Annotated in this window: 18 protein-coding genes; 9 read left to right on the top strand and 9 right to left on the bottom strand. The window is 46.6% G+C overall.

Going from position 1 to position 17,153, the window contains the following annotated elements; translation table 11 throughout:
* Positions 1-21: 21 nt before the first annotated feature.
* The 7 genes from accD to ACFO4O_RS02505 all read right to left on the bottom strand — a co-directional run bounded on the left by accD (position 22) and on the right by ACFO4O_RS02505 (position 5,900).
* Positions 22-906, bottom strand: a complete 885-nt coding sequence (gene accD, locus ACFO4O_RS02535; RefSeq protein ID WP_382405743.1) for an acetyl-CoA carboxylase, carboxyltransferase subunit beta — start codon at positions 904-906, stop codon at positions 22-24.
* A gap of 184 nt (positions 907-1,090) precedes the next feature.
* Positions 1,091-1,876, bottom strand: a complete 786-nt coding sequence (gene truA / locus ACFO4O_RS02530) for a tRNA pseudouridine(38-40) synthase TruA (RefSeq protein WP_382405741.1) — start codon at positions 1,874-1,876, stop codon at positions 1,091-1,093.
* 12 nt (positions 1,877-1,888) lie between these two features.
* The gene (rluB, locus tag ACFO4O_RS02525; RefSeq protein WP_382405740.1) at positions 1,889-2,761 is read right to left on the bottom strand and encodes a 23S rRNA pseudouridine(2605) synthase RluB; all 873 of its coding nucleotides are present in this window, start codon (positions 2,759-2,761) and stop codon (positions 1,889-1,891) included.
* Position 2,762: 1 nt separating this feature from the next.
* Entirely contained in the window at positions 2,763-3,377 is a 615-nt protein-coding gene (gene scpB / locus ACFO4O_RS02520) for an SMC-Scp complex subunit ScpB (protein WP_382405739.1), read from the bottom strand.
* Complete coding sequence (locus tag ACFO4O_RS02515) at positions 3,374-4,243, bottom strand: segregation and condensation protein A (RefSeq protein WP_382405738.1); 870 nt, start codon at positions 4,241-4,243, stop codon at positions 3,374-3,376. Before ACFO4O_RS02515 ends, scpB begins: the two co-directional genes overlap by 4 nt.
* Positions 4,244-4,276: 33 nt before the next feature.
* The gene (locus ACFO4O_RS02510) at positions 4,277-4,897 is read right to left on the bottom strand and encodes an L-threonylcarbamoyladenylate synthase (RefSeq protein WP_382405736.1); all 621 of its coding nucleotides are present in this window, start codon (positions 4,895-4,897) and stop codon (positions 4,277-4,279) included.
* A gap of 154 nt (positions 4,898-5,051) precedes the next feature.
* The gene (locus tag ACFO4O_RS02505) at positions 5,052-5,900 is read right to left on the bottom strand and encodes a PHP domain-containing protein (RefSeq protein WP_382405734.1); all 849 of its coding nucleotides are present in this window, start codon (positions 5,898-5,900) and stop codon (positions 5,052-5,054) included.
* Between the two features lie 395 nt (positions 5,901-6,295).
* Here ACFO4O_RS02505 and ACFO4O_RS02500 point away from each other — a divergent pair, with 395 nt between their 5' ends.
* From ACFO4O_RS02500 to ACFO4O_RS02470, 7 genes are read left to right on the top strand one after another with little or no spacing between them, the layout of a single operon-like run.
* Positions 6,296-7,990: an anthranilate synthase component 1 gene (locus tag ACFO4O_RS02500; protein ID WP_382405733.1), complete on the top strand. Its 1,695-nt coding sequence runs from the start codon at positions 6,296-6,298 to the stop codon at positions 7,988-7,990.
* A gap of 1 nt (position 7,991) precedes the next feature.
* Complete coding sequence (locus tag ACFO4O_RS02495) at positions 7,992-8,675, top strand: aminodeoxychorismate/anthranilate synthase component II (RefSeq protein ID WP_382405732.1); 684 nt, start codon at positions 7,992-7,994, stop codon at positions 8,673-8,675.
* Positions 8,672-9,742, top strand: a complete 1,071-nt coding sequence (gene trpD, locus ACFO4O_RS02490) for an anthranilate phosphoribosyltransferase (RefSeq protein ID WP_382405730.1) — start codon at positions 8,672-8,674, stop codon at positions 9,740-9,742. Before ACFO4O_RS02495 ends, trpD begins: the two co-directional genes overlap by 4 nt.
* Positions 9,743-11,155: a bifunctional indole-3-glycerol-phosphate synthase TrpC/phosphoribosylanthranilate isomerase TrpF gene (gene trpCF / locus ACFO4O_RS02485; protein WP_382405728.1), complete on the top strand. Its 1,413-nt coding sequence runs from the start codon at positions 9,743-9,745 to the stop codon at positions 11,153-11,155. It abuts the gene before it with no gap.
* Positions 11,156-11,168: 13 nt separating this feature from the next.
* Positions 11,169-12,350, top strand: coding sequence for a tryptophan synthase subunit beta (trpB, locus tag ACFO4O_RS02480; protein ID WP_382405727.1), 1,182 nt, complete (start codon positions 11,169-11,171; stop codon positions 12,348-12,350).
* Positions 12,350-13,180 carry a tryptophan synthase subunit alpha gene (gene trpA / locus ACFO4O_RS02475; RefSeq protein WP_382405726.1) on the top strand — a complete coding sequence of 277 codons (831 nt, stop codon included), beginning with the start codon at positions 12,350-12,352 and terminating at the stop codon, positions 13,178-13,180. The genes trpB and trpA overlap by 1 nt, the downstream gene beginning before the upstream one ends.
* A gap of 9 nt (positions 13,181-13,189) precedes the next feature.
* Positions 13,190-13,489, top strand: a complete 300-nt coding sequence (locus tag ACFO4O_RS02470) for a YciI family protein (RefSeq protein WP_382405725.1) — start codon at positions 13,190-13,192, stop codon at positions 13,487-13,489.
* 116 nt (positions 13,490-13,605) lie between these two features.
* Here the strand turns inward: ACFO4O_RS02470 and ACFO4O_RS02465 are convergent, their stop codons facing one another.
* Positions 13,606-14,592, bottom strand: coding sequence for a GGDEF domain-containing protein (locus ACFO4O_RS02465; RefSeq protein WP_382405724.1), 987 nt, complete (start codon positions 14,590-14,592; stop codon positions 13,606-13,608).
* Between the two features lie 46 nt (positions 14,593-14,638).
* The gene (locus ACFO4O_RS02460; protein WP_382405723.1) at positions 14,639-15,778 is read right to left on the bottom strand and encodes an AI-2E family transporter; all 1,140 of its coding nucleotides are present in this window, start codon (positions 15,776-15,778) and stop codon (positions 14,639-14,641) included.
* A 95-nt stretch (positions 15,779-15,873) separates the two neighbouring features.
* On the opposite strand from ACFO4O_RS02460, the gene folX reads away from it, so the two are divergent.
* Together folX and ACFO4O_RS02450 are read left to right on the top strand one after the other, a co-directional pair.
* Positions 15,874-16,239: a dihydroneopterin triphosphate 2'-epimerase gene (gene folX, locus ACFO4O_RS02455; protein WP_382405722.1), complete on the top strand. Its 366-nt coding sequence runs from the start codon at positions 15,874-15,876 to the stop codon at positions 16,237-16,239.
* A gap of 5 nt (positions 16,240-16,244) precedes the next feature.
* Positions 16,245-17,135 carry a TIGR01777 family oxidoreductase gene (locus tag ACFO4O_RS02450; RefSeq protein ID WP_382405720.1) on the top strand — a complete coding sequence of 297 codons (891 nt, stop codon included), beginning with the start codon at positions 16,245-16,247 and terminating at the stop codon, positions 17,133-17,135.
* The last annotated feature ends 18 nt before the right edge of the window (positions 17,136-17,153 follow it).

Genomic DNA, 17,153 nt, shown 5'->3' with positions numbered 1-17,153 from the left:
GATGCTAAACGTCCAGTTGTATTATTCTATTTTAAGGGGCTCGTCGGCAGCTCGATTTGCAGCGGCGCCGTTTTGTAGTTTGCTTAAAATGCGATACAGCGTGTCACGCATTTCACGGCGATCCACAATCATATCAATTGCACCTTTCTCTAACAAAAACTCACTGCGCTGAAAGCCTTCAGGGAGCTTTTCACGGACGGTTTGTTCAATCACGCGCGGACCTGCAAAACCAATAAGGGCTTTTGGCTCTGCAATATTGATATCGCCCAGCATCGCTAAACTAGCCGACACCCCACCCATTGTCGGGTCGGTTAACACTGATATGTACGGCAGTCCCTTGTCGCTTAATTTAGCCAGTGCTGCGCTCGTTTTTGCCATTTGCATGAGCGACAGCAAAGCTTCCTGCATACGCGCGCCACCACTTGTAGAGAAACAAACAAGGGGAATATTGTGTTCCAAGCAAGCGTTTACGGCAGCGACAAAACGCGCCCCTACCACCGACGCCATAGAACCACCTAAAAACGCAAACTCAAATGCTGCGACAACAACAGGCATACCATTCATCTTGCCTCTCATCACCACTAATGCATCTTTTTCATTGGTTGCTTTTTGGGCTGCGCTTAAGCGGTCTTTGTACTTCTTGGAATCTTTAAACTTGAGCACGTCTTGCGGCTCAAACTGCGTGCCAATCTCTTCTCGGTCGGCACTGTCGAGAATTGAATTAATTCGTGCTCGTGCCGTAATACGCATGTGATGGTCGCACTTCGGACAAACCTCTAGGAGCTTTTCTAATTCCGTTTTGTACAACACCGAGTTGCAGCCACTGCATTTAGTCCAAATCCCCTCGGGAACATTGCTCTTAATTGAGGATTGTGTCTTAGGCAGTATCTTTTCAATCCAACTCATTTAGTTAGTCCTATTGTTCATTTAATGCGACAAATGAAACGCGCTTCTAATAGCGCGAGCGTAAAAAATCTTACGTCATCGTGGTGTCATAAATTTGTAGTATTAAACCATATTCAACGCACCGGCAAAACTAAAAACGATAAATCCGGCACACCTCTGATGAGTCTTAAAGTACATAGCTCCGTCAGTCGGCCAAAAACAGCGGACCAACCGGGATATCTGGAATTGCAAATTGCTCTGGATAAAACACTTTGACCAAATACAAGCCGTTTGGCTTTGCTGTTGCCGCCGCTTTTGTCCTGTCTTTAAGCGTGAGCAAGTGCGCCATCCAGTCAACCGGCTCAAGCTTTTGGCCTATCAGTAGCAATGAGCCTACGATGTTTCTTACCATATGATGCAAAAATGCATTGGCTTGAATGTCTACCACGATGAAGCGCCCCTGACGCTCAACACTCACTTTTTGCACGGTTCTAAATGGCGACTTAGATTGGCATAAAGATGCTCTAAAACTCGTGAAATCATGTTCACCCACCAGCGCCTGAGCCGCCTCGTGCATCAACTCTGCATCGAGGTCTTGAAAACAGTGGGTAAGGCCGCTGTTAAGCAGGCCTGGGCGAAGTGCATTATTGTAAATAATATAGCGATAGCGGCGCGAAAATGCACTGAATCGCGCATGAAAGTCATCACTTACTGGCTGGGCCCACGTAATCGCAATATCATGGGGGAGCAAGGTATTCATGCCTCTATGATAGGCCTTTAGTGGGCGCTCTACGTCGGTGTCAAAGTGAACAATTTGGCCGGTGGCATTAACGCCTGCATCAGTACGACCAGCACAGGTCACCTCAACCTCGTGCCGAAGAATTTTTTCCAAGGCAAGTTCTATTTCGTGTTGCACGCTCGGTACGTGTGACTGGCGTTGCCATCCCCGATATGCACCGCCTTGATATTCGATGCCTAAAGCAATTCGCATAGTGTTACTGTCTTATCGTTTTGGTTTTACTCGCTGGCGATGACTCGCCACTTTATTGGTTTTGTGCTTGCGCACAGAGCGGCGCATGCGGCTCAATTTTGTGTGATCAAGCTTATCTAGCGTGTGCACCTTTGTTTCGGTTTCATTTGGCAGTTTCACCATATTGCGTATCGCATTGACATTCTCTAAGTCGAGCTCAATCCAAGCGCCTTGCGGCAGGCGTTTAAACATCTCTAAATTACCGTAGCGCACTCGAATCAGGCGACTTACCTGTAAGCCTTGAGACTCCCAAAGCCTGCGCACTTCTCTGTTGCGCCCTTCAGATAGCGTGACGTTAAACCACTGATTTTGCGACTCATCGTCGGTGGGACGCACATGAATATGGTTGAATTTTGCCTTGCCGTCTTCTAGTTCAACGCCATTACTGAGATTACGCAATATGGCCGGCGTCACCTCACCAAAGACGCGTACTGCATACTCACGCTCTACTTCATGAGAAGGATGCATTAAGCGATTGGCAAGCTCACCATCGTTGGTAAAAAGGAGTAATCCACTGGTATTGATGTCAAGTCTACCTACTGCTATCCAGCGCTCTCCGGTAATAATGGGAAGACGGTCGAATACGGTCGGGCGCCCTTCTGGGTCAGTTCTAGAGCACAATTCACCCTCTGGCTTGTTATACATGAGTACTCGACAAGGCGACTTTTCTTTGTTGCGAGAAAGCGCGTTGCCATCTACCCTGAGTTGATCGGTCGGCTCCACCCTATCGCCTAAGGTAGCGACCTTGCCGTTTACCGATATGCGACCTTGTTCAATCCATTTTTCCATCTCTCGTCTTGAGCCAACGCCATTGTTAGCTAAGACTTTTTGCAGTTTTTCACTCATGTTAGTGCAGGGTTCCAGTGTTGTTCTCATCGTCATTATTATCAATTGACGGACTGAGCGCGGCAGCCTCGGCTGCATCTAAAGACTCATTAAACAAATCGGCCGACGGAAGCTCAGATAGCGACGATAGCGCGAAATAATCTAAAAATGTTTGGGTGGTCGCAAATAAAGCCGGACGTCCTGGGACTTCTTTACGACCGATTACTTTTATCCACTGACGTTCGCTCAGCGACTTAATAATATGGCTGCTTACCGCTACGCCTCTGATGTCCTCTATTTCGCCTCGGGTAATCGGTTGCTTATAAGCAATTAGCGAAAGGGTTTCGAGCATCGCACGCGAATACTTAGGCACGGTTTCTTGCCAAAGACGGCTCAATATCTGAGCTAAGCCTGAGTTAGATTGAAAGCGATAACCTGAAGCTACTTTTACAAGCTGAATGCCGCGCGGAGCATAGTCTAATTCTAACTCATTGAGTGCTTTGTTTAGCTGGCGCGTTGATACGTCAAACTCGCTCAAAATAGTCGCTCGCATTTTATCTGTAGATAAAGGGCCGTCTGCAACAAAAATAGCGGCCTCAATAAGCTGCTTTAACTGGGCATCATTCACTTTACTCATGCGGGTATATCGTCCGTTTGCCCAAAGTCTGTGGCATCGTCAATCTCGTCGGCGGCGAGTTTAACATGGATGTTGCTGTAAGGGCTTGCTTGTTGCAGCGCCACTAAGCCTTCTTTGACTAACTCTAAGATAGATATAAAGGTCACAACGACGCCGGCCTTACCTTCTTCGCTATCTAACAAATCATCTAACCCGATAAATTGCGCGCGAGATAAGCGCAACATAATAGCGCTCATTCGCTCGCGAGTAGATAAGGTTTCTTTTGAAATCTGATGATGCTCAAAGGCTTGAGCACGCTGCATCGCTTGGCTAAATGCGATGGCAAGCTCCTGCAGCTTTACTTGGGGCATGTGCTTAATCGGGGTGACATCATCGCTTGCGTCTGCTGTGGCAACAAATATATCGCGCTGCAGGCGGGGGGCGCTGTCTAAGGCCTGAGCTGCGACTTTTATGCGCTCATACTCTTTTAAACGACGAATCAACTCCGCCCTAGGGTCTTCCTCTTCTTCGTCCTCATTAACAATTTGCGGCAGCAGCAAGCGCGATTTTATTTCTGCCAACATCGCGGCCATGACTAAATACTCTCCTGCCAGCTCAAGCTTAACCTCGCTCATCGTTTCTACATATACCATGTACTGCTGTGTTACTTGCAACACCGGCAACTCAACAATATCAAATTTTTGCTTGCGGATGAGGTAGAGCAATAAATCAAGCGGCCCTTCAAAGGTTTCCAAAATAAGCTCGAGAGCATCAGGAGGGATGTACAAGTCTTCCGGCTTCTCAATTAAGGCTTCGCCATGCACAAACGCCAGCGCGAGAGGCTGTTGCTGGGTAGGTGAGCTTTGTGCGTCAGTTTTGCTGGCCATCAGATCATTAATCGTAATCTATTGTTCGTCTTATTATTCAAATGGAGAGGCATCACCGCTGCCGTAACGCATAACAGTTGTCTCTCCTTCCGACATATCAATCACGGTAGTGGGCTGCTCGGTTAAATAACCTCCGTGAATGATAAGACCGACGCGCTTTTCAAGTTTATCGCGGATATCTTCAGGGTTGGTTTCAGCCATGTTTTCGTTGGGCAAAATGAGTGTAGTCGACATTAAAGGCTCCCCCAACTCTTCTAAAATAGCCAATGCAATGGCGTTATCGGGCACGCGTATACCAATCGTTTTACGTTTCGGGTTTTGCAGGCGCTTAGGCACCTCTTTTGTTGCTTTTAAAATAAAGGTATACGGCCCTGGGGTGTTATTTTTTATCTGCCTGAAAGCGACATTATCGACTCGCGCGTACACCGATAACTCCGACATATCCCTGCACATAAGCGTAAAGTTATGGTCTTTGTTAATATCGCGAATCCGGCATATTTGTTCCATTGCTTTTTTGTTTTCCATCTGACAGCCAATGGCATACCCAGAATCCGTTGGATAAACAACTACCTCACCTTGATTAATCAACTCGCAAGTCTGACGTACCAGCCTTGCTTGAGGATTATCTGGGTGGATATAAAAAAATTGACTCATGAAAACCGTACCTCAATCAGAATTGGGGATGATGCATTGTTGTACAAACAGTGCCAATCAACTTGTGCCATCGATTGGCAGCATCAAGGGTTAAACTTCATTCTATGCGCGCAGTATACCAAAGTATTGGAGGGGATGTTATCGTGCCAATCGCCTATTTTGCATCAGCGTGCAGCATATCCCAGTTATGCCATACCGGCTTTATCGTATCTGGTAAGTGCAGGCGTTTACCCAATTCTGTCCAGCGACTAGGCGCATGAAAATCGGAACCTGCCGAGCCTAAGAGTGCATATTCGTTCGCCAGCGACACCATCAAATCATGCTTTGCTTTTGCTAAATTTGGATGCTGCACTTCAAGCCCTTCACCACCCGCCGCTTTGAACTCCAGTAGCAAACGCCGAAGCCATTTTGTTGTCATATCGTAGTGATAAGGGTGCGCCAGTACCGCTTGCCCCTTGGCGTCTTTAATCCAAGATACTGCGCTTTGAATGTCTGTCCACCCGGGTGAAACATAGGCCTTTTTGCCTTTACCGAGGTATTGGGTGAACGCTTGTTGAGGATGTGAGCAAACGCCCTTTCTCACCAAGACTTGGGCAAAATGTCCTCGCGATACAACACCTGTGGTTAAGCGACGAACATCTTCGATATTAATATCAACGCCGGCTTTTTGAAGCTTTTCAAGGATTTGTATACTGCGTTGTTCTCGTTTTGCTTGCTGAGTTTCAAGCGCTGACAACAATTTAGGACAATGCTCGTCCACATTCAGTCCTAAAACATGAATTTCAAAGCCATGCCATGAGGTAGAAATTTCTACACCGCTAATAATATTGAGCTTTGGCACATTTACCTTAGCGTAATCGCGCGCCTCCTGCAGGCCGCCTAGCGTGTCGTGATCGGTGATTGCTAATACATCGAGCTGCATTTGCTGAGCGCGCATAACGAGCTCTTCAGGGCGAAGCGCGCCATCTGAATAATTAGTATGGGAATGCAGGTCAATTTTCACATTTAAGGCTCAACAAACTATAGAGTGCATATTGTAGCGCGAAACATAAATCTAGTATTGCTTTTAGTGTGTTTATGCAAGAAACGTCGATTTATGCTTGACAAATTTTCTCATTTGTTATCTTCTATAGATGAATTAGCGAATCGGCGTTTAGCAAGGATAACCGCCTATTTGCGTTCTAGTTTTAAGTTAAAATTCACATTACACATGGAATTAATGCATGCAAACGCAAACGTTATCGGTAGTATGGTGGTGGAGCAACCGACCTTAGGGCTGGCTGCATTTGTGTGCACGAGATTAAGGCCCGTTATTCGGGCCTTTTTTTATGTTTGAAAAAGATGGGCTTGAGAACTCAACGCGAATAACGGAACAACAATAATTAAATAGGAATCGAGATGAGTTTGATGGATTTAGGCGCAGCGCAAGGACGGGTAGAGACCATCCACATTGATGCGCCTTATGTAGTGAATCCACTACAAGCATATAAAAGCCTTGCAACACAATACAGTGTTTTACTTGAGTCGGCTGAAATCGACAGCAAAGATAACCTGAAAAGCCTAGTATTAGTTGATGCCGCCCTACGAATCGAATGCCAGAAGCAAAATGTTACAATTGAGGCTGTCTCAGAAAATGGCGCATCGCTGATTGACTTCTTGTATGAGAAGCTCAGCGATGTCGTGAGCAAGGATACTAATAGTGTTTGTGAACTCAAACGTAACTCACAATCAAATGATCAAGATGCTAATATAAAAACCTCAGGTGAACACAAAACTGACTCACCCTACATCTGCGTTTACTTTAGCAAGCCAGATGCTGGTCTTGACGAAGACAGCCGCCTAAAAGCTCCCTCGGTATTTGACGTACTGCGCACCATTCAGACTGAAATTCAGGCCTTAGGCGAGCATCCCCACGCGGTTTTTTTAGGCGGTGTGTTTGCATACGATCTGCTCGCGAGCTTTGAATCTTTACCCGACGTCCCCACTGGCGTAAACACCTGCCCCGACTATGTATTCTATTTGGCCGAAACACTTATTCTGATTGACCATCAAGCGCAAAAAACCGAAATCTTGGGCAGTGTTTTCAGTGGTCAAAATATAGCGCAGCAATACTTTGATATTCAGCAGCGCCTTGAGGGGATTAAACACCTTTTAGGCGACGTAAAAAGCGTATCGGTAGAGGCAAGTGGAAGTGCGCTGACAGATTTTGCGCACGCAGGTATTCACCTTAGCGAAACATCCTTCGAAGTTGATAAATCTGATCAGCAGTATTGTATGGATGTGCTGAGTCTAAAAGAACATATTCTCGACGGAGATATTTTTCAAGTTGTGCCCTCAAGAAGTTTCTCTTTGCCCTGCCCGGACCCGCTGCTAGCTTACAAGCGCTTAAAACAAACTAACCCGTCACCCTATATGTTTTTCCTGCAAGATAACGACTTTTGCATATTCGGTGCGTCGCCAGAATCTGCGTTGAAATATGAAATACAATCAAATCAAGTCGAGATTTATCCCATTGCAGGTACTCGCCCTCGCGGAAAACGACCTGATGGCAGCATCGATGTCGACTTAGACAGCCGTTTAGAGCTTAATTTGCAACAAGATGAGAAAGAAAAAGCGGAACATATTATGTTGGTCGATTTAGCCAGAAACGACGTCGCAAAAGTGTCTAAGCCAGGGACGCGTTGCGTAAAAGACCTATTAAAAGTAGACCGTTATTCACACGTCATGCATTTAGTATCGCGGGTAGTAGGCCAGCTTAGAGAGGATTTAGATGCGCTGCACGCCTATCAGGCATGTATGAATATGGGCACCTTGGTGGGCGCGCCTAAAATCAGCGCCGCGTCACTCATTCGTCAAACAGAAAAATGCACGCGCGGCAGCTATGGCGGCGCAGTGGGCTACCTAAATGGACAAGGTGATTTTGACACCTGCATTGTCATTCGCAGCGCCTTTGTCAAAAACCAGCGCGCATACATTCAGGCCGGCGCAGGTGTGGTAAAAGATTCCATTGCTCAGATGGAAGCCGATGAGACCCGAGCAAAAGCACAAGCGGTGATTCAAGCCATTTTAAGTGCTAATCAGGCGGGAGCATAAAATGGACATAACACAAGTCAAAGTCGTGCTCATCGATAATAACGACAGCTTTACTTACAATTTGGTCGATGAATTGAGGGTCATGGGGGTTGAGCTCAAAGTATTTAGAAACGCCGTCCCTACAAACACAATCATTGAGCAACTTCAGGCGTATCAGTTGACAGGTCCCGCCATGCTTCTTTTATCGCCAGGCCCTGGCGCACCAAAAGACGCAGGTAATATGCCCGAGGTATTAAATCAAGTAAAAGGCCGTTTTCCGGTTTTAGGAATATGTTTAGGGCATCAAGCAATTGTGGAGGCATATGGCGGTAGCGTTGGTCGTGCCGAAGACGTGATGCATGGTAAGGCCTCGCTCATGCAGCACGCTTTTCCGGGAATTTTTGAAGGCCTATCAAATCCACTATCGATTGCGCGCTACCATTCATTGATTGCCACAAACGTACCGCAATGTTTGCATGTGATAGCGGGCATAAACAAGCTACCTATGGCCATCTTACATGAGGCTGATAACATGCTCGGCTTTCAGTTTCATCCTGAATCGATTCTTACTTGCGATGGCAGCAGATTATTACGCCAAGCCATTACCTATTTGAGTTCGCGGGCCTTTGCGTCGGCAAACTCTGCTCCACAAGAGGTCACTGGCGCTCAAACGGGCAAGACTTTGTCAGCGAAGGACAAACAATGACATCAAACAATATAAAAAGCGCTAGCACAGGCGCAGTTGACGCAAATTACGATACCTTGAATATTCTCGAGGTGCTTTATCAAAAGCGCAATATTAGCCTAGAGCAAAGTGAGTTTGTTTTCTCCAGAGTCATGCAAGGTGAATTAAATGACATTGAGCTAAGCGCACTCCTTATTGCTTTGAAAATAAAAGGCGAGAGCGCAGATGAAATCGCCGGCGCTGCCACCGCAATGGTCAAAAACGCAAAAGCCTTCGACCGCCCTAACTATGCCTTTAGCGACATTGTAGGCACAGGTGGAGACGGTCATAACACCATTAACATTTCAAGCGCGGCTGCTATTTTAGCTGCCGCTTGCGGCATTAAAGTTGCCAAACATGGCAATCGAAGTGTGAGCAGTAAATCGGGCTCCTCTGATTTATTTGCCGGCTTTGGCATGGACCTTATGATGACTCCCGCTCAGGCAAGACGATGTCTTGACCAAGCCAATTTATGCTTTTTAGCGGCGCCGAATTATCATGCGGGCGTAGGGCACGCCATGCCGGTTCGCACAACGCTTAAAACCCGTACCTTGTTCAACATACTAGGGCCGCTTGCAAATCCATCTCGTCCGACGCACGGCGTTTACGGCGTATATCATCCACAGCTTATTGACGTTTACGCAAAAGTATTGCGCAAGTTAGGGCACAACAATGCTTTGGTTGTGCATGGCGATGGTCTTGACGAAATAGCCCTGCATGGTCAAACCCAAGCCCAACATATTCAAGATGGAAACATCAAAGAACTCACATTAAATGCAGCCTCTTTTGGAGCAAAACCTGCACCGATAGAGGCAATCGAAGGCGCAGAGCCGAGCAAAAATGTAGACGCGATAGCAAAGGTGTTGAGCGGCTCAGGAAAAGAAGCTCATAAACACGCTATTGCGCTAAATGCAGCGGCCCTCATTTGGGTAAACGATACCGGTAGAGAACACCGAGATTGCTTTGCTCAGGCTATGGATACATTGGCATCAGGCAAAGGTATAAAAACCATAGAACTTGCCGCAAGAATCAGCAAAGAAGAGGTATAAGTGACCGACGTATTAGCACAAATTGTTGCGGACAAACGCATTGAGATTGCCGAGCGTGAAAAGCAGTTTCCCTTAAGTGCGTTTCAAGCAGAGCTCAGTCCAAGTAAAAAGTCGTTTATCACCGCACTCAGTAAAGACAAAGCGGGCTTTATATTTGAGTGTAAAAAAGCGTCTCCGTCCAAAGGCTTAATAAGAGAGCCCTTTAATTTAGATGAAATCGTTAGCGCCTATGAAAAAGAAGCCGCTTGTTTTTCAGTGCTGACAGACGAAAAGTACTTTCAAGGCAAATTTGAGTATTTGGCGTACGTTACCGAACGCGTTAGCCAGCCCGTTTTGAATAAAGACTTTTTTGTTGTGCCGTATCAAATCTACTTGGCGCGTTATTACAAGGCCGATGCGGTATTGCTTATGCTGTCGGTATTAAACGATGACGAATATCGTACTTTGTCAGACTTAAGCCATTCTTTGGGCATGGAAGTGCTGACCGAGGTTAGCAATGAGCAAGAAACGCATAGAGCACTTGCGCTAAATGCTAAAATTATTGGCATAAACAATCGTGACTTACGCGACTTATCAACCAACTTAGCGACTACAGAGCGCTTAGTACCCTTAATCCGCAGCACAGATTTTGAAGGCGTAATTATTTCAGAATCAGGCATTTACACGAATCAGGACTTACAGCGCTTAAACAGCTTGGTGGATGGCTATCTCGTGGGCTCGTCATTGATGGCACAGCAAAACCTCGATGCCGCTATTAATCGATTGGTATATGGCGAGGTTAAGGTCTGCGGAATAACGCGAAGTCAAGATGCCGATGCGATAGCCCAAACGCAGGCAAGCTTTATGGGACTTATTTTTGCACCAAAGTCGCCGCGCTTCGTATCTGTTGAGCAAGCACGCGATATTATAAAGCAAACGCCGTTTGCCTATGTAGGAGTGTTTGTAGATGCCCCGTTAGAGCAAGTGTTAGAATATGCCCGTACTTTAGGTCTACATGCGGTGCAGCTTCACGGCAACGAGTCAATTGAATACATCAAGGCCCTGCGACAAGCCCTCCCCGCCACAACGGAGATTTGGAAAGCGCTGGGCGTTAGCAAGCAAGATAGCGCCGCTCACCTCAGTCAACAGCTTTCAGTGTACGAACATGTGAGTGCTGAACTCTCTCGCATACTTGTTGATTGTAAAGTAGGTAAACAGTCGGGCGGCACCGGCGAGACCTTTGACTGGTCGCTCCTAACAAATGTGAACAGCAGATTGCCGCTCATGCTTGCAGGCGGAATAGATGCACAAAATGCCGCTGTTGCCATGAGCAGCAAAGTACACGGCATTGATGTGAACAGCGGCGTAGAGTCTGCGCCAGGCGTTAAAGATATCGATAAAATACAGGCAATGTTCGCAATGTTGCGAATATAAAAAGGAATAAACAATGAATAAATTAGACACAAAATTTGGTGACTTTGGCGGGATGTATGTGCCAGAACTGCTTATTCCTGCCCTAGACCAACTCGAGCAGGCGTTTTTAGATGCCAAAAGCGACCCAGAATTTCAAAAAGAATTTATGTCTTTGCTTAAAGACTACGCTGGACGCCCCACTGCGATGACGCTTACGCGTAATTTAGTGGCCAACCCGAAGGTAAAACTGTATTTAAAACGCGAAGACCTCTTGCACGGCGGCGCACACAAAACTAATCAAGTGTTGGGTCAGGCACTTTTAACCAAGCGCATGGGTAAAAAAGAAGTGATTGCCGAAACCGGCGCTGGTCAGCATGGTGTTGCCACTGCCCTGGCCTGTGCTTTACTAGGGCTAAAGGCTCGTATTTATATGGGAGCAAAAGACGTAGAGCGACAAGCGCCGAATGTGTTTCGCATGCGTTTGATGGGGGCAGAAGTCATACCGGTTGACTCAGGTTCCGGCACCCTAAAAGACGCCGTAAACGAAGCAATGCGAGACTGGTCAGCAACATATGACAAAGCTCACTACTTGCTTGGCACAGCCGCAGGTCCTCACCCCTTCCCGACCATTGTGCGTGAGTATCACAGAATGATTGGTGAAGAAACACGCGCTCAGATTTTAGAAAAAGAAGGACGCCTGCCGGATGCTGTTGTAGCCTGCGTGGGCGGCGGTTCAAATGCCATTGGCATGTTTGCAGATTTTATTGATGAGCCGAGTGTACGCCTCGTAGGTGTGGAGCCAGCCGGAAAAGGAGTACATACCAAAGAGCACGGCGCCACAATATGCACAGGCACAAAAGGTATTTTGCATGGCGCATTTACCTTTATCATGCAAGATCACGACGGGCAAATTGAAGAGTCATACTCTGTCAGCGCGGGTCTTGATTATCCGGCTGTGGGTCCGCAGCATGCCTACTTAGCCGATATAGGGCGCGCTGAATACTTTGCAGTGACCGATACAGAAGCGCTAAATGCCTTTCAACTGTTAGCGAAAAAAGAGGGCATTATTCCGGCACTAGAGTCGTCTCATGCACTTGCTCACGCGCTTAATATGGCCGAAGAAGCAGAAGACGGAACCATTATCGTCGTGAATTTGTCGGGGCGCGGCGACAAAGACCTTGCCCACGTAACTAAGATTTTAGGAGACAATCTGTAATGGCAAACACAGCTTTTGTAGGAACAAAACGTTACGACAACATGTTTAGCAAACTAGGCGAAGCCAAACAGGGCGCATTTGTTCCTTTTGTCATGGTGGGCGACCCCGACTTAGAAACTTCTTTTGATATTATTCGCACCTTGGTTGAGTCAGGTGCCGACGCCCTCGAATTAGGAATCCCCTACTCTGACCCAATTGCCGACGGCCCTACGATTCAAAAAGCAAGCATTCGCGCGCTCAACAATAAAGTGCGCCCCGATGGATGTTTTGAGCTCATCCGTAAAATCAGAGACATGTTTGACGATATTCCCATTGGATTGTTGCTTTATAGTAATTTAGTGCTAGCCAAAGGCCTTGAGGGTTTTTATAAACAGGCGAGCGAAGCTGGCGTTGATTCAATACTCATTGCTGATGTGCCACTGCGCGAAGCAGACCGCTTTATTGATGTTGCGCAAGCGCATAACATTCAACAAATCCTTATTGCGCCGCCTAACGCCAGTGAAGAAACCCTCAGTGCCATAGGCGATAAATCGAGCGGTTATACTTATTTACTCGGCCGCGCCGGCGTAACTGGAGCAGAAACGGCTGCCGATATTCCAGCGGCTGCATTAATCGATAAACTCAAGCAGTATGAAGTTGCACCGCCGTTGCTCGGTTTTGGTATTTCAACTCCCGCGCAAGTTAAATCGGCCATAGCCGGAGGTGCTGCCGGCGCGATATCTGGCTCGGCTACCGTCAACATCATCGAAAAACATTTGGATGATAAAAACGCGATGCTGAAAAGCTTAGGCGAATTTGTGAGCGCAATGAAAACTGCGACGCATCTTTAAGGAACACTCATGTATTATATGATTTATAGCGAAGACAAAAGCGATTCTTTGTCGCGGCGAATGGCAGCGCGGCCAGAACATTTAGCACGCCTTAACATCCTAAAAGATGAGGGCCGCTTATTAATTGCAGGGCCTAACCCAGCAATTGATGCAGAAGACCCAGGCCCTGCTGGCTTTAGCGGTTCGTTAGTAGTGGCAGAATTTACCTCTTTAGAACAGGCCAAAGCATGGGCCAGCGAAGACCCTTATGCGAAAGCCGACGTATACGAAAAGGTGGTAGTTAAACCTTACAAAAAAGTACTGCCGTAACTTCTTAAGTCGGTAGCGCCGCCAAAGACTACAACGGCGCGGCCTGCTAAGCGCTAACCGACGATTTTAGCTAGTTTAAGTATTAATGACGCACAAATAACGCAACTACAAGCCTGTTAAGCGATGCTTATTTGGTCGCGTCCGTTCTGCTTAGACTGATATAGGGCTTTGTCGGCGCGCGACATCCAATCTTCAACGCTTTCATTTTTTAAAAGCTCAGCGATACCAAACGATACAGTATAGTCAGGTAGATGTTCGTTTTTATTATTGTCTATCGACTGGCGTATTTTCTGGGCTATGCCGAGCGCGTCGCTTAACAGCGCATGCCTAACAATAATACCGAATTCTTCCCCTCCCAAACGATAAAGCTTGTCGGTGCTGCGCAAGCAACCCTGAACGATATTGCTTACGTCTTTTAACACCGAATCCCCTGTTACGTGGCCATGCGCGTCATTTAGGCGTTTAAAATGATCCATATCAAAGAGGATCAGCACGTTGCTGGCATTAGACTTGTTTAAAGCATCGATGCACAACTGTGCTTCATCATTAAAGGCGCGTCTATTTCCGGTTTGCGTGAGGTAGTCTTCCGTTGCCTGCATGCTTAAGGTTTTATGTTGAGCGCGTAAGTCTTTTGAGAAAAAATAAATAAAGAGTACTGTGGGGAGCAAGGTAGCGTACAAGGTAAATAAGTTTGTGGCAGCAAATCGCTCATAGAGAAAGGGAAAAACAGTAACACTTACCAAAACAGCGATGCTCAATGCGACAATGGGACTAAACATAAAAAATATCGCTATAAAGCCGGGATAGAGCCAATACGCATTCCCTGTGTCTCCCATTGTTGTGGTGCCGATCATGCCAAGCACCATAAATACGCCCAGTATTCGTCGCGACACATCTAAGTATCGGCCACGCATCACGTTTACGGCAATAAACGCAAACATGACGAGTAATATTGCATCGAGCGTAACCATAAACCAATTTCGCTCGATGATTCGCGCGACCAACATTGGACACACGGCCAAAAACGACAGTGCAGCGACCGTGAACACCACTCGGTCTAGCAATGTTCCGGCTCTTAAGCGCTCTCTTATCTTGCCTAGCATTTGAACGTAATCATTTTAATCTGATCATTTAAGTGTAACCATCGCACTATTCTCTTCGTTTGGACGAGTCTGCATCAAACATCTTGTCTTCAGCAGGCTGTGGCTGCCCTGATTGTGGGTCATTGTCTTGCGGATCATTGTCTTGCGGGTCATAAGCATCTTGCTCAATGTCGGATGATAGCAGTAAGGCTAACCATTTCGTCTCTTCTCTAGATTCCATCGCAATTTTAACCACCATGGTCAAAGGAACAGACAGCAGCATGCCGACGCTTCCGAGCAACCATCCCCAAAAAATTAATGAGATAAATACCACCAAGGTAGACAGGCCTAAACCCCTGCCTAAGAACCTTGGCTCAACCAAATTGCCCATCACCATATTAACCACGATAAACCCAAGCCCAGTAAGGCCTGCTTTTGCAAAGCCAAACTCTACAAACGCCATGAGTATTGCCGGTATTGCAGCAATAATCGAACCGATATTTGGGATAAAATTAAGCATAAATGCGAGCACCGACCACAGCATAAAATGGTCTACCCCAAGCAAATAAAGCCAAATGGCGATAAATATCCCCGTGCCCATACTAACAAACATTTTAATGACGAGATATTGGTTGACCGAGGTCAGAAATTTGTCAATATGCGTAAGTCGCATGTCTGGGTCGGCCATCGCAACATGAGCTCGGCGCGGCATGCTATCTGCCTCAAACAGCATGAAGAGCACAGTTAGTAGTATCAAAAAGACATTGGATAAGATTGTGCCCATGCCGGTAATAAAATTAGTTGCTACAGACATTGCCACGCCAGGGTCAAGATGAGAGCGAATTAGCTCTTGATTAATATGAATATTGAATTGAGCCAACTTTTCAACAACCCAAGCAAACTCGCCAGATAGCTGGTCGCGATACACCGGCATATTTTGTCTAAATTCAGCGAGCGATTGCGTAATTAAGCTAGCCAGCATGAAACCAATTATCACCAAAGTCAGTATAACTAAACTAATAGACAGCCAGCGCGGCACGCGATATTGGGCAGACCAGTTAATAATCGGACTTACCGCTATGGCGATAAAGGCAGAGAGCAATAAAGGAATAACAATAACGCTTGCCGCTTTCACGCCCGCAAGCACAATGACCACTGCAGCCATGACCATGAGTACTTTAGAGGTTGGCGATTTATGCAGTTCCATTTGTTAGGTCCATAAGTTTAATCCGGTATTTAGTGGTCAATAGTTAATAAACACAAGTATGAGCAACAACAATCTAATAAGGAAGTAGTATCTCAATGAATTTAAATCTTGCCACAATTCGCATCAAGAATCTTCGTTTGCGCACGTACATTGGTATCAATGAGGACGAAATTAAAAACCAACAAGACGTCGTGATCAACATAACCATCCAGTACGATGCGAAAAAAGCAACCGACACTGACAACATGGACGACGCGCTAAACTACAAAACGATTACCAAAGCCATTATTCGACTAGTTGAAGACAATCGGTTTTCACTATTAGAAAAACTCACCGCTGACGTGCTTGCTATTGCCGCCGATCATCCATGGGTAATTTCAGCAGAGGCTGAGGTAGATAAACCGCACGCACTTCGATTTTCTGACTCTGTGTCGCTCGCTATATCCTGCACTAAGGACTAAGACCAATGAAACGCATGCTGCTGACCGGTGGTACAGGCCTGATTGGACGCCACTTTATTGCTAAACACAAAGAGCATTACGACATAAGGGTAATCAGCCGCGATCCGAAACGCGCTCAGCGCTTACTTGGCGATTCTGTTAAGGCGTTTACGCTTGATGAGCTCGATGATGTTAACGACTACGATATTATCGTTAACCTCGCCGGTGAACCGATTGCTGATAAACGTTGGAGCGACGCTCAAAAAGAACGGATATGCCAGTCACGCTGGACTATCACCGAACGCCTCGTCCGTTTAATCAACGCAGCGGAAAACGCACCCGATGTGTTTATCAGTGGTTCTGCCATTGGCTTTTACGGGCGACAGGGTGATACCCCTATTACCGAAGATTTCTCGCAGTTTCATGATGAGTTTAGCCGCGAAGTTTGCGTTAAGTGGGAAGATATTGCGAATCAAGCCAATACGCGCACCTGCATTTTACGCACAGGCGTAGTGCTCGCTGATGACGGTGGGGCGCTTTCGAAGATGCTCATGCCTTTTAGACTAGGACTTGGCGGCCCCATTGGCGATGGCAAACAGTTTATGTCATGGATACATATAGAAGACATGGTCCGCGCAATAGAATTTTTAATTGAAAGCGAACAATGCTCAGGCCCCTTCAACTTAACGTCACCAAAGCCGGCAAGCAATGCATTTTTTGCGCATAAGCTCTGTAAACGGCTAGACCGACCTTGCATATTTACCACCCCCACTTTTGCAGTCAAATTGCTCATGGGTGAATCTTCTGACTTAGTAATTTATGGTCAAAAGGTCCTGCCGATGCGACTAGAATCAGCAGGTTTCCATTTTTCCTTTCCAGTATTGGTAGATGCACTAGCGGCATTAGACCTGCGCTGAGGTTTAACACCTCAACGC

Origin of the sequence: Glaciecola siphonariae (assembly GCF_042652645.1) — a bacterium.
Lineage (GTDB): Bacteria > Pseudomonadota > Gammaproteobacteria > Enterobacterales > Alteromonadaceae > Glaciecola > Glaciecola siphonariae.
This window is presented reverse-complemented; position numbering and strand designations above follow the sequence as displayed.

Excerpts from the sequence above, each read along its gene's own strand:
- accD (WP_382405743.1), bottom strand. The coding sequence starts at position 906 with ATGAGTTGGATTGAAAAGATACTGCCTAAGACACAATCCTCAATTAAG.
- truA (WP_382405741.1), bottom strand. The coding sequence starts at position 1,876 with ATGCGAATTGCTTTAGGCATCGAATATCAAGGCGGTGCATATCGGGGA.
- rluB (WP_382405740.1), bottom strand. The coding sequence starts at position 2,761 with ATGAGTGAAAAACTGCAAAAAGTCTTAGCTAACAATGGCGTTGGCTCA.
- scpB (WP_382405739.1), bottom strand. The coding sequence starts at position 3,377 with ATGAGTAAAGTGAATGATGCCCAGTTAAAGCAGCTTATTGAGGCCGCT.
- ACFO4O_RS02515 (WP_382405738.1), bottom strand. The coding sequence starts at position 4,243 with ATGGCCAGCAAAACTGACGCACAAAGCTCACCTACCCAGCAACAGCCT.
- ACFO4O_RS02510 (WP_382405736.1), bottom strand. The coding sequence starts at position 4,897 with ATGAGTCAATTTTTTTATATCCACCCAGATAATCCTCAAGCAAGGCTG.
- ACFO4O_RS02500 (WP_382405733.1), top strand. The coding sequence starts at position 6,296 with ATGAGTTTGATGGATTTAGGCGCAGCGCAAGGACGGGTAGAGACCATC.
- ACFO4O_RS02495 (WP_382405732.1), top strand. The coding sequence starts at position 7,992 with ATGGACATAACACAAGTCAAAGTCGTGCTCATCGATAATAACGACAGC.
- trpD (WP_382405730.1), top strand. The coding sequence starts at position 8,672 with ATGACATCAAACAATATAAAAAGCGCTAGCACAGGCGCAGTTGACGCA.
- trpB (WP_382405727.1), top strand. The coding sequence starts at position 11,169 with ATGAATAAATTAGACACAAAATTTGGTGACTTTGGCGGGATGTATGTG.
- trpA (WP_382405726.1), top strand. The coding sequence starts at position 12,350 with ATGGCAAACACAGCTTTTGTAGGAACAAAACGTTACGACAACATGTTT.
- ACFO4O_RS02470 (WP_382405725.1), top strand. The coding sequence starts at position 13,190 with ATGTATTATATGATTTATAGCGAAGACAAAAGCGATTCTTTGTCGCGG.
- ACFO4O_RS02465 (WP_382405724.1), bottom strand. The coding sequence starts at position 14,592 with ATGCTAGGCAAGATAAGAGAGCGCTTAAGAGCCGGAACATTGCTAGAC.
- ACFO4O_RS02460 (WP_382405723.1), bottom strand. The coding sequence starts at position 15,778 with ATGGAACTGCATAAATCGCCAACCTCTAAAGTACTCATGGTCATGGCT.
- folX (WP_382405722.1), top strand. The coding sequence starts at position 15,874 with ATGAATTTAAATCTTGCCACAATTCGCATCAAGAATCTTCGTTTGCGC.
- ACFO4O_RS02450 (WP_382405720.1), top strand. The coding sequence starts at position 16,245 with ATGAAACGCATGCTGCTGACCGGTGGTACAGGCCTGATTGGACGCCAC.